16 protein-coding genes are annotated in these 14356 nt (G+C 69.3%); 11 read left to right on the forward strand and 5 right to left on the reverse strand.

Going from position 1 to position 14356, the window contains the following annotated elements:
• Positions 1 to 9: 9 nt before the first annotated feature.
• Genes JVH1_RS15155 through JVH1_RS15170 form a run of 4 tightly spaced genes read left to right on the forward strand, consistent with a single transcriptional unit; the run spans position 10 to position 3218 of the window.
• Positions 10 to 816 carry an S-methyl-5'-thioadenosine phosphorylase gene (locus JVH1_RS15155; protein ID WP_009477314.1) on the forward strand — a complete coding sequence of 269 codons (807 nt, stop codon included), beginning with the start codon at positions 10 to 12 and terminating at the stop codon, positions 814 to 816.
• Positions 813 to 1880, forward strand: a complete 1068-nt coding sequence (locus tag JVH1_RS15160; RefSeq protein WP_009477313.1) for an NAD(P)-dependent oxidoreductase — start codon at positions 813 to 815, stop codon at positions 1878 to 1880. The genes JVH1_RS15155 and JVH1_RS15160 overlap by 4 nt, the downstream gene beginning before the upstream one ends.
• Positions 1873 to 2547, forward strand: coding sequence for a glycosyltransferase family 2 protein (locus tag JVH1_RS15165; RefSeq protein ID WP_043780588.1), 675 nt, complete (start codon positions 1873 to 1875; stop codon positions 2545 to 2547). The genes JVH1_RS15160 and JVH1_RS15165 overlap by 8 nt, the downstream gene beginning before the upstream one ends.
• Entirely contained in the window at positions 2544 to 3218 is a 675-nt protein-coding gene (locus JVH1_RS15170; protein ID WP_009477311.1) for a DUF2064 domain-containing protein, read from the forward strand. The genes JVH1_RS15165 and JVH1_RS15170 overlap by 4 nt, the downstream gene beginning before the upstream one ends.
• 7 nt (positions 3219 to 3225) lie before the next feature.
• Here the strand turns inward: JVH1_RS15170 and JVH1_RS15175 are convergent, their stop codons facing one another.
• On the reverse strand, positions 3226 to 3915 hold the full coding sequence (locus JVH1_RS15175; RefSeq protein ID WP_009477310.1) for a TetR/AcrR family transcriptional regulator: 690 nt from the start codon (positions 3913 to 3915) through the stop codon (positions 3226 to 3228).
• 219 nt (positions 3916 to 4134) lie between these two features.
• On the opposite strand from JVH1_RS15175, the gene JVH1_RS15180 reads away from it, so the two are divergent.
• The 4 genes from JVH1_RS15180 to JVH1_RS15195 are packed head-to-tail and all read left to right on the forward strand — an operon-like array spanning position 4135 to position 8292.
• A complete protein-coding gene (locus JVH1_RS15180; protein ID WP_009477309.1) occupies positions 4135 to 5040 on the forward strand; it encodes a metal-dependent hydrolase in 906 nt (301 codons plus the stop codon).
• Positions 5040 to 6107 (forward strand): PDR/VanB family oxidoreductase, encoded by a 1068-nt coding sequence (locus tag JVH1_RS15185; protein ID WP_009477308.1) that lies wholly within the window; start codon positions 5040 to 5042, stop codon positions 6105 to 6107. The genes JVH1_RS15180 and JVH1_RS15185 overlap by 1 nt, the downstream gene beginning before the upstream one ends.
• 27 nt (positions 6108 to 6134) lie before the next feature.
• Positions 6135 to 7085: an oxidoreductase gene (locus tag JVH1_RS15190; RefSeq protein WP_009477307.1), complete on the forward strand. Its 951-nt coding sequence runs from the start codon at positions 6135 to 6137 to the stop codon at positions 7083 to 7085.
• Between the two features lie 49 nt (positions 7086 to 7134).
• On the forward strand, positions 7135 to 8292 hold the full coding sequence (locus tag JVH1_RS15195; RefSeq protein ID WP_009477306.1) for an alpha/beta fold hydrolase: 1158 nt from the start codon (positions 7135 to 7137) through the stop codon (positions 8290 to 8292).
• Here JVH1_RS15195 and JVH1_RS15200 read toward each other — a convergent pair.
• Entirely contained in the window at positions 8261 to 9160 is a 900-nt protein-coding gene (locus JVH1_RS15200) for a phosphatase PAP2 family protein (RefSeq protein WP_009477305.1), read from the reverse strand. The two genes, JVH1_RS15195 and JVH1_RS15200, sit on opposite strands and share 32 nt — an antisense overlap.
• A 52-nt stretch (positions 9161 to 9212) precedes the next feature.
• Positions 9213 to 9998, reverse strand: coding sequence for a crotonase/enoyl-CoA hydratase family protein (locus tag JVH1_RS15205; RefSeq protein WP_009477304.1), 786 nt, complete (start codon positions 9996 to 9998; stop codon positions 9213 to 9215).
• A 79-nt stretch (positions 9999 to 10077) separates the two neighbouring features.
• Here JVH1_RS15205 and JVH1_RS15210 point away from each other — a divergent pair, with 79 nt between their 5' ends.
• Genes JVH1_RS15210 through JVH1_RS15220 form a run of 3 tightly spaced genes read left to right on the forward strand, consistent with a single transcriptional unit; the run spans position 10078 to position 13351 of the window.
• Positions 10078 to 10689 carry a TetR/AcrR family transcriptional regulator gene (locus JVH1_RS15210; protein WP_009477303.1) on the forward strand — a complete coding sequence of 204 codons (612 nt, stop codon included), beginning with the start codon at positions 10078 to 10080 and terminating at the stop codon, positions 10687 to 10689.
• Positions 10686 to 12323, forward strand: a complete 1638-nt coding sequence (locus JVH1_RS15215) for an acyl-CoA dehydrogenase family protein (RefSeq protein WP_009477302.1) — start codon at positions 10686 to 10688, stop codon at positions 12321 to 12323. The genes JVH1_RS15210 and JVH1_RS15215 overlap by 4 nt, the downstream gene beginning before the upstream one ends.
• On the forward strand, positions 12320 to 13351 hold the full coding sequence (locus JVH1_RS15220; protein WP_009477301.1) for a crotonase/enoyl-CoA hydratase family protein: 1032 nt from the start codon (positions 12320 to 12322) through the stop codon (positions 13349 to 13351). The genes JVH1_RS15215 and JVH1_RS15220 overlap by 4 nt, the downstream gene beginning before the upstream one ends.
• On the opposite strand, the gene JVH1_RS15225 is transcribed toward JVH1_RS15220, so the two are convergent.
• Positions 13318 to 14007, reverse strand: coding sequence for a cation transporter (locus tag JVH1_RS15225; RefSeq protein WP_009477300.1), 690 nt, complete (start codon positions 14005 to 14007; stop codon positions 13318 to 13320). The genes JVH1_RS15220 and JVH1_RS15225 overlap by 34 nt on opposite strands.
• Positions 14007 to 14336 (reverse strand): helix-turn-helix transcriptional regulator, encoded by a 330-nt coding sequence (locus JVH1_RS15230; RefSeq protein WP_005248604.1) that lies wholly within the window; start codon positions 14334 to 14336, stop codon positions 14007 to 14009. Before JVH1_RS15230 ends, JVH1_RS15225 begins: the two co-directional genes overlap by 1 nt.
• Positions 14337 to 14356 lie beyond the last annotated feature (20 nt).

The following is a 14356-nucleotide window of genomic DNA, read 5'->3' on the forward strand; positions in this document are numbered from 1 at the left end:
ATTGACTGCATGACCGCAATGAGTGCACGCGAACCGGGCCGCGCGGACGTCGCCGTGATCGGCGGGAGCGGCTTCTACTCGTTCTTCGACGAGGACGCCGCGGAAGTCACGATCGACACTCCGTACGGCAGCCCCAGCGCCGCGATCACCGTCGGCGACGTGGAGGGCAGGCGGGTGGCGTTCCTCCCCCGCCACGGCGTCCGGCACGAATTCGCGCCCCACACCATCCCGTACCGCGCGAACCTGTGGGCGCTGCGCACGCTGGGCGTGCGGCAGGTGTTCGCACCCTGCGCCGCCGGGAGGCTCACCCCCGACCTGGGACCGGGCTCGATGGTCGTGCCGGATCAGTTGGTCGACCGCACCAGCGGCCGCACGCAGACCTACTTCGACGGAGGCGGCGTGCACGTCCAGTTCGCCGACCCGTACTGCTCGGACCTGCGCAAGGCCGCCGCCCGACCGGGCACCGTGGAGGGCGGGGTGCTGGTGGTGGTCGAGGGACCGCGCTTCTCGACCAGGGCGGAGAGTCTGTGGTTCGCCCGGCAGGGCTGGACTCTCGTCAACATGACGGGCCACCCCGAGGCGGTCCTCGCCCGGGAACTCGAGATGTGCTACGCCACCATCGCTTTGGTCACCGACCTCGATGCGGGAATCGAGGCCGGCGACGGGGTACGCGCAGTGGACGTGTTCGCCGAGTTCCAGCGCAATCTCGGGTCCTTGAAGACGCTGGTGCGGTCCGCGATCGCCGCCGCCCCCGAGGGCCCCTGTGAAGCCTGTCGCGTCCACGAGGGTGTGACACTGCCGATCGAGTTGCCATGACGGGAACACGTGTACTGCTCACGGGTGCAGCCGGATTCATCGGCGGCCACGTCCACGCCGCGCTGATCGAAGCCGGTCACGACGTCGTGGCCGTGGATGCCCTGCTCCCGTCCGCGCACGGTGCCGACCCCGAACCGCCGGACGGTGTGCGACGAGCCGACGTCCGCGACCGTCCCGCTCTGATCGAACTGTTGAGGGGGGTGGACGTCGTGTGTCATCAGGCCGCCGTCGTCGGCGCCGGTGTGGATGTGCGTGATGCGCCGGCCTACGCCAGCCACAACGATCTCGGTACGGCGACGCTGCTCGCCGCGATGCACGAGTCGGGTTGCGAGACGCTGATACTCGCGTCGTCGATGGTCGTCTACGGAGAAGGCCGGTACCGCAACGGGCGGGGCGAGTTCGTGGAACCGGCCGCCCGCCGGGCCGAGGACCTGGCGGCGGGGTTCTTCGACGAGACGGATCCCGACACGGGAGAGCCCCTCGAGTGGGCACTCGTGGAGGAACACTCGCCGCTGCGGCCGCGGAGTCTCTACGCCGCAGGCAAGGTCGCCCAGGAGAACTACGCGCTCGCCTGGGCACTGGCCACCGGTGGTTCCGTGACGGCTCTGCGCTATCACAACGTGTACGGCGATCGCATGCCGCGTAACACCCCGTATTCCGGGGTGGCCGCGATGTTCCGTTCCGCCCTCGAGAACGGCGATCCTCCGCACGTGTTCGAGGACGGCAGGCAGACGCGGGATTTCGTGCACGTCCACGATGTCGCGGCGGCGAACGTGGCCGCGGTCGAGGCGGCGCTGCCCGGATTCGCGGCGTTCAATGTGTGCTCGGGGCACCCGATCACGATCGGCGAGGTGGCCGCGACCCTTGCGCGTTCGCACGGCGGGCCCGAACCCGTCGTGACCGGCGAGTACCGCCCCGGCGACGTGCGGCACATCGTCGCCGACCCCTGGCTGGCCCGGGAGCGGCTGGGATTCCGGGCGCAGATCAGGCCCGCCGACGGGATCGCGGCGTTCGCGCACGCACCCCTGAGGGACGCGGTGCCGGCGGGACCTCCCCGTGTCTGAGCGCGTGCCGATCTCTGCGCGGGACGTCACCGTCGTGATCCCGTGCATGAACGAGGCCGGTTCCCTGCCCGGAGTGCTGGCCGCGGTGCCACCCGGCTACCGGACGGTGGTGGTGGACAACAATTCCACCGACGACACCGCCGCGGTCGCGGGGGCGCACGGTGCGTCGGTGGTGTGGGAGCACGTCCCGGGATACGGTTCGGCCGTGCACGCCGGGGTGCTGGCGGCGCAGACTCCGGTGGTCTGTGTGCTGGACGGCGACGGCTCGATGGATCCGGGTGAACTGCCGCGACTCGTCGCTGCGCTGGACTCGGGCGCCGACCTCGCCGTGGGGCGGCGGCGGGCCGATCGGCGTGGAACGTGGCCGTTGCACAGCAGGATCGGCAACGCCGTCGTCGCCGCACGGCTCCGGGGCCGGTACGGGCTGCCGATCCACGATCTCGGGGCGATGCGAGCCGTACGCAGACAGGACCTCCTCGACTTGGGTGTCGACGACCGCAGGTCGGGCTATCCGCTGCAGCTTCTCGTGCTCGCCGGCCGCGCCCACTGGCGGGTCGTGGAGCGCGACATCACGTATCGGCCGCGCACCGCCGGCACGTCGAAGGTGTCGGGTTCGCTGAAAGGCACCGTCGTCGCCGTCCACGACTTCTGGAAGGTGATCGGGTGAGCCTCGACGTCGCAGTACTCGTGGTCGCGAAGGCGCCGGTGCCCGGGTTCGCGAAGACCCGGCTCGCGCGGGACGTCGGCGACGCCCGGGCCGCCGACCTCGCTGCCGCCTCGCTGCTGGACACCCTGGACGCCGTCACCGGTGCCCGCGTCGCGCAGCGGGTGGTGGCGATGACCGGTGACCTCGGCCGGGCGGTCCGGGGCACCGACATCGCCTCGGCGCTGGACTGTTTCACGGTGCTTCCGCAGCGGGGTGAGAATTTCGCGGAGCGATTGGTGAACGCCCACGCCGACACGTTCGACACGTTCGGCCTGCCGATACTCCAGATCGGGATGGACACACCGCAGGTGACCGCGGGCCTGCTCGCGGAATCGGCGGACCTGCTCACCGAGCGGAAGGGCCGATGCGTCCTCGGACTCGCGGAGGACGGCGGGTGGTGGATCCTCGGAGTGCCCGACGCCGTGGCGACGGAGGCGATCGGATCGGTTCCCACGTCGAGTCCGGACACCGGACGCCTCACCCGGGAGGCCCTCCTCGCGGCGGGCGCCGAGGTGCTGTCGCTGCCGACGCTCCGCGACGTCGACTACGCGACCGACGTCGCACCGGTCGCCGCCCTCTGCCCGGAGTCCAGCCGCTTCCGCCGTGAGTACTTGTCACCCACCCGCGGTTGACGAGTACTCACGGGGCGTTGATGCGGGCGAGCGCGAGGTAGAGCGGTTCGGTGGGGTCGAGTTCGATCCCGTGTCGACGGAGGAACGCGTCGAGCACGCCCCACACGAGGGGCGCCACCTGGCCGACGAAGTACTCGGTGTCCGGTTTCGCGGAACCCTTCGACGACTCGAGCCAGAGGTCGGTGGTCGAGACCATGATCCCGACTGCGGCGCGGGCGGTGAACCGGACGTCGGAGACTTCGGCGGACACGGACTCGAAGATCGTCGACGCGACGCCGGCCAGCCGGTCGGTGAGGTCGCGCTCGACGTCGAGGGACAGGGCGGATCCCGCGCCGTCCTGTTTCAGCTCCCCGTCCGCCAGGAAGCGGAAGACGTTCGGGTGCTCGGCGACCACTTCGGCGTAGCCGGTGATGGCATGGTTCAGCGCCTCGTGCGGTGTGGTGAGCAGGAAGTTGAACTTGGGCGCCACCAGCTTGTAGACGTCGTGGGTGGTGCGGTCGGCGATCGCCTTGTAGAGGTCGGCCTTGTCTGCGAAGTGCCGGTACAGCCGGGGCTTCGTGGCCCCCGCTTCCTTGGCGATGTCGTTCATGCTCGGGCGTGGGCCGTGCGTGTCGATCACCCGGTAGGCGGCGTCGATGAACTCTTCACGGGCGCGTGCCCGCCGGTCCCACGACCGCGGGGTGTCTGTTTCTGCCACTTCGCCTGGACTCCGAATACTCGTTGGACCGCGTGCCGATACCCAGGGTACGGGACCGTGTTCCGACAACGGCAGTAGTGGTTGACACCGAAGTTCGCCGGTGTGACACTCGACTCGCACAAACGTAACCGCGGGTAACGCTCATCGTGTCTCGCGGTACCAGCGGCCACGCGGCCGAACGGCGTCCCTCGCCCGAAGCCGACTTCGAGGAGATCACTGATGGCACTGCGGAACGGAAAGAAGGTCGACGCGATCGACGTCGACCCCGGTGACGTGACCCTGCAGGCACGCAACGTGAAGTTCGACTGGTCCCGGACCCCGCTGCACTGGATTCCCGGCGAACCGATCGCCTCCCACACGCTCAGCGCGATCAACCTGATCCTCCCCGAGGGGGAGCGGTGGTTCTGCGCCACGTTCACCGAGGCGCTCCCCCTGATCAACGACGACCGGCTCCGCGCCGACGTCCGCGGGTTCATCGGGCAGGAAGCGATGCACGCCGAGACCCACAACGTGGTGCTGTACGAGTTCCTGGACGCACACGACGTGGATCCGCGGCCGTTCGTGCTGCAGTCGGAATTCCTCATGCGGAAGGTGCTGGGCCGCAGGGAGATGGGCAGCGCCCGCGCGCAGCGTCAGCAACTCGTCGAACGGCTCGCGTTCATCGGTGCGATCGAGCACATGACGGCATTCCTGGGTGACTGGATCCTGAACGCGCGCCTCGAGGACTTCGACGCCGACCCGAGCATGACCGACCTGTACCGCTGGCACGGCGCGGAGGAGGTCGAGCATCGCAACGTCGCTCACGACGTCGCCATGTACTTCGGGGTGGGGTACTTCCGCCGCAACCTCGCGATGCTGGTGTCGTATCTCGCGTTTCTCGTGGTGATGACGCGCGGGCTGAAGTTCATCGTGCACGCCGACCCGACCATGCGCGACCGCGGCTACTTCTCGCTGTGGATCGGGCTGTTCGCGGCGATGCGCCGCGGTTCCCTGCCCGGGCTGTCGAGCCTGTTCCGGGGCGCGCTCCGATACCTGAACCCCCGGTACTCGCCGCAGGCCGAGGGTGACACGGCGCAGGCGATCGCCTACCTGGCCAAGTCGCCTGCCGCGAGGGCGGCGGCGTAGTGACTCCGACGTATCCGGCACCGACCTCCGTACCGGGTGATCTGTGGGGGAAGCGGCAACGCGACCCGCTGCTGCGTGCCGTCGCCGGTGTCACCACCGCGTACATGCGGTCGTTGCGCCTCCTCTACCGCACCGACCTCACCCCACCGGTCAGCGACGGTAGCCGGCGAATGCTGGTGTGTGAGCGCAGAGTGGTGGCGCACGACGAGAACGTCGTGAGCCTCACGCTGGCCGCGCCCAACGGCGGCGAACTCGACCGGTGGCGGCCGGGCGCGCATCTCGACCTCGAGCTGCCGTCCGGGCGGCGGCGTCAGTACTCCCTGTGCGGCGACCCCGCAGACGGTCGCGCGTACACCATTGCGGTGCGGCGCATTCCCGACGGCAGCGGGGGCTCACTCGAGGTCCACGACACCCTGCACCCCGGAGCCTCGGTGAAGGTCCGCGGCCCGTACAACGCGTTCCCCCTGGCATTGCCCGGACACGGATCGACTGCCGATGGTCTGCATTTCGTCGCCGGCGGAATCGGGATCACCCCCATCCTTCCGATGGTGCGCCTTGCCCATCGCCTCGACCTCGACTGGTCGATGGCCTACACCGGCCGTAACCGCGAGTCGCTACCCTTCCTGGACCAGCTCGCGGAGTTCGGCGACCGGGTGACGGTGCACACCGACGACGACGGCGGAATCCCCACCGCAGCAGAGCTTCTCGGCGTGGTGACCGATACGTCCGCGGTGTACTGCTGCGGACCGATCCCGATGATCGAGGCGATCGACGACGCCCTGCCGCCTGGTGCCGAATTCCACTACGAGCGGTTCTCGCCCCCACCGATCGTCGACGGCCGGCCGTTCGAGGCCGAACTCGCCCGCACCGGCGAGGTGGTCGTCGTTCCCGCCGACCGGACTGCGCTCGACGCGATCTCCGACGTGCGTCCCGGGCTCGCCTTCTCCTGTCGGCAGGGGTTCTGCGGCACCTGCGCCGTCCGCGTGGAGCACGAGGGCCGGACCTCCGGCCAGATGCTGCTCTGCGTCGAACGAACCCAGGGCGAGCGCGTCGTCCTGGACATCTGACAGCACCTCCGAGGAGACGGTTCCTTCATGACAGCACTCGACAACAGGCACTTCGGGTTCGGCGACATCCCCGACCAGTGGGGCAGGACTGTCCTCGTCACCGGCGCGAACAACGGACTCGGGCTCCACGCCGCGACGGCGCTCGCCGGTGCGGGCGCGACGGTCCTGCTCGCGTGCCGCAATCCGCAGACCGGCGCCGCCGCGCTCACCCGGATACGCAAGGCGGGCAGCGACGCCGAGCACCACCTGATTCCTCTGGATCTCACCGACCTGGCCTCGGTCCGTGACGCAGCGCAGCACGCCTGCGGGGTCGCACCGCGAATCGACGTGCTGATCAACAACGCGGGACTGATGGCCGTTCCCTTCGGCCGCACGGCGGACGGTTTCGAACTGCAGATCGGCACAAACCATTTCGGCCATTTCGCGCTCACCGGACAGCTCCTCCCGGCACTCCTCGGCGCTCCCGCACCGCGTGTCGTGACTCTCGCCAGCATCGCGCACCGCCGCGGCCGGATCGTGCTCGACGACCTGAACTTCGACCGCCGCAAGTACACCCGGATGGGCGCGTACAACCAGTCGAAGCTCGCCAACCTTCTGTTCAGTGGCGAATTGGCCAGGCGCAGTGCAGCCGCGGGTCTTCCACTTCTCTCGGTGGCGACGCACCCCGGCATCGCCGCCACCAATCTCTTCGACTCGATGGTCCCGCCGATCCCGGGGGCTCTCGCCGTGACCCACCTCGGATTGCGGGTGGTCGGCAACGACGAGAAGGACGGCGCGCTCGGACAGCTGTACGCGGCGACGATGCCCGACGTCCGCACGGACGACTACCTGGGCCCGAACGAACTGTTCGGGGTTCGGGGACCGGTGGCGCGCTCGCCGCGCACCGGTGGGGCGCGGAACACGAAACTCGCGGCGGCCCTGTGGGAGAAGTCCGTCGAGCTGACCGGGGTGGAGTACACCCAGCTCGTTCGCGCGTAGCAGGGCCCCTCTGCTCCCGCGCGTACCCTCGGAGTGGATGTCGGACAGAATGACACGCCATCCGTCCACCGTGGCCGACTGGAGCAACGATCGCCGCAAGGCGCGTCTGCACGCGACACGGCTCGGTCACCAATGGCAGAAATTCGGTCGCACCCGGCGCTTCCTCGCCGCGGTCGCGCTCGGGACAGTCCCCCTGCTCCTGGCCGGCGGACAGTACTGGGTTCACGACGTGCAACCCGAACGCGAGCGCCTCGCGCTGACCCAGCCACAGATCCACGAGGTGTACGACGCGCAGTCGCCCGCCGACCACGACACCGCCGTCGTCGACCTGGTCGGACTGGGCAACAAGGATGCCACCGACACCGCCCGCACCCTGTCCTCGTACGACCGGATCGGGCGCGTATGGGCGGTCCAATACGACAACGGCGGTATCGACACCAGGGTGATCAGCGAACTGATCGCCACCCGCGCGGCCGACGAGGGCATCGACAACATCGTCCTGTCCGGGCACAGCATGGGCGGCGTCGTCGCGCTGGAGGTCGCGCAGCACATCTACGAGGACACGGACGCCAACCTCATCGGGGTGGTGCTCGACTGCACCCCGGTGGACCTGCACGCCGTCCGGGCCGGGAGCCGCGACAGCGGCGAGGACATGCTGCGGTGGATCGGCTGGCTCCCCGGCGCGCGGGAGAGCCGGACCATGCGCCTGCTCGTGGAGACCGCGGCCCGGCAGAGCAGGTTCCTCGACACGAAGTCGGACTGGTATCCGCATGTCGACGTCGACGAGTTCCGCGACGTCGTCGACGAGGTCCTCACCGAGAAGGTCCTGTCGGAGGACGTGGCGAGCAACGGGCTGATCGAATCGCAGTTCAAGACCATCGTCGCGTCCGGTGCGATCGACAACCTGAAGTCGGTGGCGGTGGAGACGGAGGACAAGCCGCGGCCCGGGATCGTCTTCGTGCGTCCCCGAGCGGGGTGGAAGGACGCGGTGGTCGACGTCGACTACACGCAGAAGATCCTCGTCGAGCAGTCCGGCGGGACCGACGGCACGCTGCTGGTGGCGAAGCTCGACGGGACCGGTCACGCGAATCCGAACCAGCAACCGGTCGCGTACAACGAGGCGATCGTCGGTCGCATCCTGCCCTTCCTCCAGCCCATTCTCGACGAGGTGTCGGTCACCAGCGACGTAGCGGGCGGCCGGCGGTGACGGTCCGGCCGGGCCACGCCGTCGTGCGGGACTCCCACGCCCGTGCCAGCAGGATCGCCAGGCCCACGTACGCCCACCCCGCGAACACGTCCACGACGTAATGCTCACCGCCGTAGACCAACACGAACGCCATGGCGAGCGGGTAGACGACCAGCAGCGTCCGCAACCACACGTTCTTCGCGAACGGCCAGAGAGCGACGGCCACGAGCAGGGCGAACGCCGCGTGCAGGGACGGCAGCGCGGCGACGGGGTTGCTCTGCGCCTCCAGCCACCGCGTACTGACATCCGTGGGGACCACACCGAAACCGAAACCGGCGACGCGGCCCACGCTGCCGGAGATCACGTCCCCCTCGGCGGCCAGCCACGGCGGGACGGACGGCAGCAGGATGTAGGTGACCAGACCGAGATACGACAGCAACAGCACCCGCCGCATGTACCCCGACCACAGGTCGCGCGAGTACACGTAGAAGACGGCGGCGACCACCCACGGAACGATGAAGTGGCTGGTGTAGACGATTCCCGTGAGCAGAGTCCACCACGGCAGCTCGCCCGTCGGGGGTAGGAGGGTTTCCTGCAACCAGACCGTGGGGATCGCGCCGCCGAAGAGCCAGCTCTCCACGGTCACCAGTTCCTCAGCCCGCACCGGCATCCCGAGTTCGTGGGCGACGCCCCGGCTGAGGTCGTACACCACGAGAGCGGCGATGAGTGGCAACCAGTCCCGCACCACGCGCACATGGTCCTGCCACGGCCGATCGATCGTGAAGGCGACGAGGCCGGCGACGATCCACGTCGCCTGGTAGATGCGGTCGGTGGGGAACCCCAGCGTGTAGATCGTGACGGCCAGCGCGAGCAGGTACGCACACCACACCGCCCACCGGAAGTGCTGCCGCCGCCCGTGAGTACTTATTAACCGCCCGCCGTTAATAAGTACTCACGGGCGCAGCATCCCCATGCCTGCCTGCCCCGGCGGCGAAGCGTGCGGCACCCTCCACCGTTCCGTTGGCCAGAGAGATTGCGCCGTGCCGGAATTCGTTCAGCATGGCCTGATCCTCGGTGAGTCCCGCCTGCTCGAGCAGCGACAACCGATCCTGCCGCAGGCACACCGGGGGCAGGCCGGCGATCTCGGCGGCCAGCCGGCGGGCCGCGGTGAGGGCCTCCCCCGCCGCGACCTTCCGGTTGATCAGCCCGATACTCAGGGCTTCGTCGGCGTCGACGGGCCGCCCTGTGAGGACGAGATCCATCGCGCGACTTTCCCCGATGAGCCGCGGCAGGCGGACGGTTCCGCCGTCGATGAGTGGCACGCCCCAGCGTCGGCAGAACACTCCGAGGACGGCGTCCGCACCGGCTACCCGCAGATCGGTCCACAGCGCCAGTTCGAGCCCGCCTGCCACCGCGTGCCCGTCGATCGCGGCGATCACCGGTTTGGACAACCGCATCCGGGAGATGCCCATGGGTGCGTCACCGTCCGGCGCCACCCGGTTCCCGGTCCCTGAACTGATCGCCTTGAGATCTGCTCCGGCGCAAAATGTTCCGCCCTCGCCGTGGAGTACCGCGACCGACGCGTCCTCGTCCGCGTCGAATGCGCGGAAGGCGTCGGCGAGCGCCTCGGCGGTGGGCCGGTCGACGGCATTGCGGACTTCGGGCCGGTTCAGGCTGATCGTCGTGACCGGGCCGTCCTTGCGAACGAGTACCACGTCGGAAGTCATCGAGTGCGCCTTTCCTCGCTGGTGTAGCCGACGCTAGCACCCTTGACGGAAGAACGGAACGGGTGTTCACTCCTTGAATATGGCCTACCGGCGCACACCCGCCGTCCAGGAACGCCTGGACGCTCTCCGCACCACCCTCATCGATTCCGCGATCGGGCTGATCGCCCGCCACGGGTACGCGGGGTGCTCGATCTCCGCGGTCGCGGCCGAGGCGGGCGTCGGCACCGGCACCGTCTACCGGCACTTCGCGAACAAGGGCGAACTGTTCGCGGAAGTCTTCCGCATCGTCTGCAGCCGCGAGGTGAGCGCCGCCGTCGAATCCGGCAACGCCGCCCGCGGCGCCGAAGGTCGGTGCGTCGCCGCGGTATCCGCCTCCGTCGGCACGTTCGCCGAACGCGCGCTGCGCGCACCCACCCTGGCGTACGCGCTGCTCGTCGAACCCGTCGACCCGCAGGTCGATACCGAGCGCCTCCTGTTCCGCGAGTCCTTCCGCGACGCCCTCGCGGTCGCGATCGCCGCCGCCGTCGAGGCCGGGGAGATCCCGGAACAGGACGCGTCGGTGACCGCTGCCTGCATCGTCGGCGCCATCGGCGAAGCGCTGATTCTGCCACTCGCCCGCGGTGCCGCCGACGGCGCGATCATCCCCGCCCTGCTCACCTTCACCCTTCGATCCCTCGGGAGCCCGACATGAGTGCCACACACGAGGTCGTCAACCAGGTGCCGCCACTGGTCAACTTCGACGCGGCCGATTACCCACCGATCCTCGAAGCGCTACAACGCGAGGGCGCCCACGACGTGCTCGAGGAACTGCACGACGTCGGACGCCTCGCCGGAAGCGAGGACGCGCAGCGCTGGGGTGATCTCGCCGAGGCGCACCCTCCCGTCCTGCGCACCCACGATCGTTACGGCAACCGCATCGACGAGGTCGAGTACGACCCCGCATATCACCGGCTGATGACCACCGCCGTCGAGATGGGCCTGCACGGCGCACCCTGGGCCGACCCGCACCCGCGCGCCCACCTGGTCCGGGCCGCGAAGATGGCCGTGTGGGGCCAGGTCGACGCCGGACACGGCTGCCCGATCTCCATGACGTACGCCGTCGTCCCCGCCCTGCGCCACAACCGTGAGCTGGCGCAACAGTACGAACCGCCCCTCACCGCCCGGGTCTACGATCCGGCGCTGCACCCTCCGCTGACCAAGGCCGGACTGATCGCCGGGATGTCGATGACGGAGAAGCAGGGCGGCTCCGACGTCCGCGCAGGCACCACCCGCGCGGTGCCGCAGTCCGACGGCAGCTACCTCCTGACCGGCCACAAGTGGTTCACGTCGGCGCCGATGTCCGACGTGTTCCTCGTGCTGGCGCAGGCCCCCGGCGGACTGTCGTGTTTCTTCCTCCCCCGGGTGCTGCCGGACGGCACCCGCAACCGGATGCACCTGCAGCGCCTCAAGGACAAGCTCGGCAACCATTCCAACGCCAGCAGCGAGGTCGAGTACGACGAGGCGGTGGCCTGGCTGGTCGGCGAGGAAGGCCGCGGCGTTCCGACGATCATCGAGATGGTCAACATGACCCGACTCGACTGCACCATCGGCACCGCCACCGGCATGCGTGTCGGCACCGCGCAGGCCGCGCACCACGCCGTGCACCGCAGCGCATTCGGCGCCCACCTGGTGGATCAGCCGCTGATGCGGAACGTGCTCGCCGACCTCGCCGTCGAGTCGGAGGCGGCCACGACCGTCGCCCTGTGGCTGGCCGCGCTCACCGACCGGGCGACCGCCGGCGACGAGCACGCGAACACCCTGCGTCGCATCTCGCTGGCGGTCAGCAAGTACTTCGTCTGCAAGCGCGGCCCGATCCACGCCGCCGAGGCCCTGGAATGCCTGGGCGGCAACGGGTACGTGGAGGAATCGCGGATGCCGCGGCTGTACCGGGAGGCTCCCCTACTGTCGGTGTGGGAAGGATCCGGCAACGTCGCCGCCCTCGACACTCTGCGTGCGATGGCGAAACAGCCGGAGACGCTTCAGGTCTTCTTCGACGAACTCGATTCCACCGCGGGAGCCGACGCGCGACTCGACGCCGCCGTCGCGGATCTGAAGGCGAGTTTCAGCGATCGCGACACGCTCGAGCACCGGGCCAGGCGGGTCGTCGGCGACATGGCGCTCGCCCTCCAGGGGTCGCTGCTGATCCGCCACGGACACCCGGCGGTGGCCGACGCATTCTGCGTCAGCCGGCTGTCCGGCGACTGGGGCACCGTGTTCGGGACGCTGCCGACCGGCGTCGACACCGCCGCCATCATCGACCGCGCCACTCCCAAGGTGGGGTCGTGACCGGCCGCGACGACCACGCCGGCACCCGTCCGGCGGCCTGGCGCGACGGCTGGGACGAGGGCGGCGACTCCCTGTTCGCGGGTCGTGAACCGGACCGGGCAGACGACGCGGCGGAGTATCGAACCCTCACCTACGAGGTGACCGGGCGGATCGCCCGGATCACGTTCAACCGTCCCGACCACGGCAACGCGATCACCGCCGACACTCCTGTCGAACTCGCCGCCACCGTGGAACGCGCCGACCTCGATCCTCGCGTCCACGTGATCCTGCTGTCGGGGCGCGGGAAGGGATTCTGCGGCGGATACGACCTGGGCATCTTCGCCGAGCACGGCGGCCACGCCGACGAGGGACCGGACCGCACGACGGGCACTGTGCTCGATCCGATCGTTCAGGCGCGCAACCACGATCCGTTCGGCAACTGGGATCCGATGGCCGACTACGCGATGATGAGCCGGTTCAACCGCGGCTTCGCGAGCCTGCTCCACGCGAACAAGCCGACGGTCGCGAAGATCCACGGATTCTGCGTGGCCGGCGGCACCGACATCGCGCTGTACTGCGACCAGATCGTCGCCGCGGACGACACGAAGATCGGCTATCCGCCGACCCGGGTGTGGGGTGTGCCTGCTGCGGGAATGTGGGCGCACCGCCTCGGCGACCAGCGGGCGAAACGACTCCTCCTCACCGGCGACTGCATCACGGGGCGGCAGGCGGCCGAGTGGGGTCTGGCGGTGGAGTCGGCGCCCGCGGAGGAACTCGACAGTCGCACCGAGGACCTCGTCGAGCGGATCGCGAGGATGCCCGTCAATCAGCTGATGATGGTGAAACTCGCACTGAACAGCGCACTGCTGGCGCAGGGCGTCGCCAACTCGACGATGGTGAGCACCGTCTTCGACGGCATGTCCCGGCACACCCGCGAGGGGTACGCGTTCCAATTACGCTCGGCCACGGCCGGATTCCGTGAGGCCGTCCGCGAACGCGACGAGCCGTTCGGCGATCACAAGTCGCAGCAGTCGCAGCCGGGATCCTGATCGGCCGCGCGACCACCGACCGGCGCAGGGCAGCAGGTGTCGCCCTTCCACGCGTCGACGCCTTCCCTGACGGCGATGACCGCGATCACCAGGGCGGCGATCGGATCGGCCCACGACCAGCCGAGGGTGCTGTTGAGCAGCAACCCGATCAGCAGCACCGCGGACAGGTAGGTGCACAGCAGTGTCTGCTTGGAATCGGCGACTGCCGACAGGGAACCGAGTTCACGACCGGCCCGGCGCTGCGCCCAGGACAGGACCGGCATCACGGCCAGACTTGCTGCGGCCAGCGCGATTCCGACCGTCGAATGCTGCGCTTCGCCGACTCCCAGCAGTGACCGCACCGCGTCGACGCTCACGTACGCGGCGAGCCCGAAGAACGAGAACGCGATGAGTCGGAGCGCGACCTTCTCCCGCGACTCGGGATCGCGTCCCGCGAACTGCCACGCGACCGCGGCCGCCGACGACACCTCGATCACCGAATCCAAGCCGAACCCGATCAATGCCGTCGACGACACCCGCGCACCCTCGGTGAGTGCCACGATCGCTTCGATCACGTTGTAGGAGATCGTCGCGGCCACGAAGAACCTGATCCGGCGGGACAGGACCTGCCTGCGTTCGCCGGACGGGCTGGTGGGCATGCCGAGTTCGGACGCCATCAGCAGCAGCCTTCGGTCTCCGCGTCCGGGCAGCAGGACGGATCGACCGCGAGCACCAGGCCGAGCAGGTCGTCGAGGGCACGTGCGATCCGCGGGTCGGCGAGTTCGTACCGGCTCCGCCGACCCTCCGGCACCGCGACGACCAGACCGCACCCACGCAGGCACGACAGATGATTCGACAGGATCTGCCGGGATACCCCGATCTTCTCGGCCAACTCCGATGGATACCCGGGCCCGGACCGCAGGCTCAGCAGAATCTGCGTGCGGGTGGTGTCCGACAGCGCGTACCCGAAACGCGCGAGGGCGTCCCGGTGGACCAGTGTCTCCATGATTTCTACTGTACAGCGAT

It is taken from the genome of Rhodococcus sp. JVH1 (assembly GCF_000280725.2).
Lineage (GTDB): Bacteria > Actinomycetota > Actinomycetes > Mycobacteriales > Mycobacteriaceae > Rhodococcus_F > Rhodococcus_F jostii_A.

Bases quoted from the DNA above. Each gene is read 5' to 3' on its own strand.
- JVH1_RS15205 (WP_009477304.1), bottom strand. From the start codon at position 9,998: ATGACTTCCGACGTGGTACTCGTTCGCAAGGACGGCCCGGTCACGACG.
- JVH1_RS15195 (WP_009477306.1), top strand. From the start codon at position 7,135: ATGACACGCCATCCGTCCACCGTGGCCGACTGGAGCAACGATCGCCGC.
- JVH1_RS15180 (WP_009477309.1), top strand. From the start codon at position 4,135: ATGGCACTGCGGAACGGAAAGAAGGTCGACGCGATCGACGTCGACCCC.
- JVH1_RS15155 (WP_009477314.1), top strand. From the start codon at position 10: ATGACCGCAATGAGTGCACGCGAACCGGGCCGCGCGGACGTCGCCGTG.
- JVH1_RS15210 (WP_009477303.1), top strand. From the start codon at position 10,078: ATGGCCTACCGGCGCACACCCGCCGTCCAGGAACGCCTGGACGCTCTC.
- JVH1_RS15160 (WP_009477313.1), top strand. From the start codon at position 813: ATGACGGGAACACGTGTACTGCTCACGGGTGCAGCCGGATTCATCGGC.
- JVH1_RS15230 (WP_005248604.1), bottom strand. From the start codon at position 14,336: ATGGAGACACTGGTCCACCGGGACGCCCTCGCGCGTTTCGGGTACGCG.
- JVH1_RS15190 (WP_009477307.1), top strand. From the start codon at position 6,135: ATGACAGCACTCGACAACAGGCACTTCGGGTTCGGCGACATCCCCGAC.
- JVH1_RS15225 (WP_009477300.1), bottom strand. From the start codon at position 14,007: ATGGCGTCCGAACTCGGCATGCCCACCAGCCCGTCCGGCGAACGCAGG.
- JVH1_RS15215 (WP_009477302.1), top strand. From the start codon at position 10,686: ATGAGTGCCACACACGAGGTCGTCAACCAGGTGCCGCCACTGGTCAAC.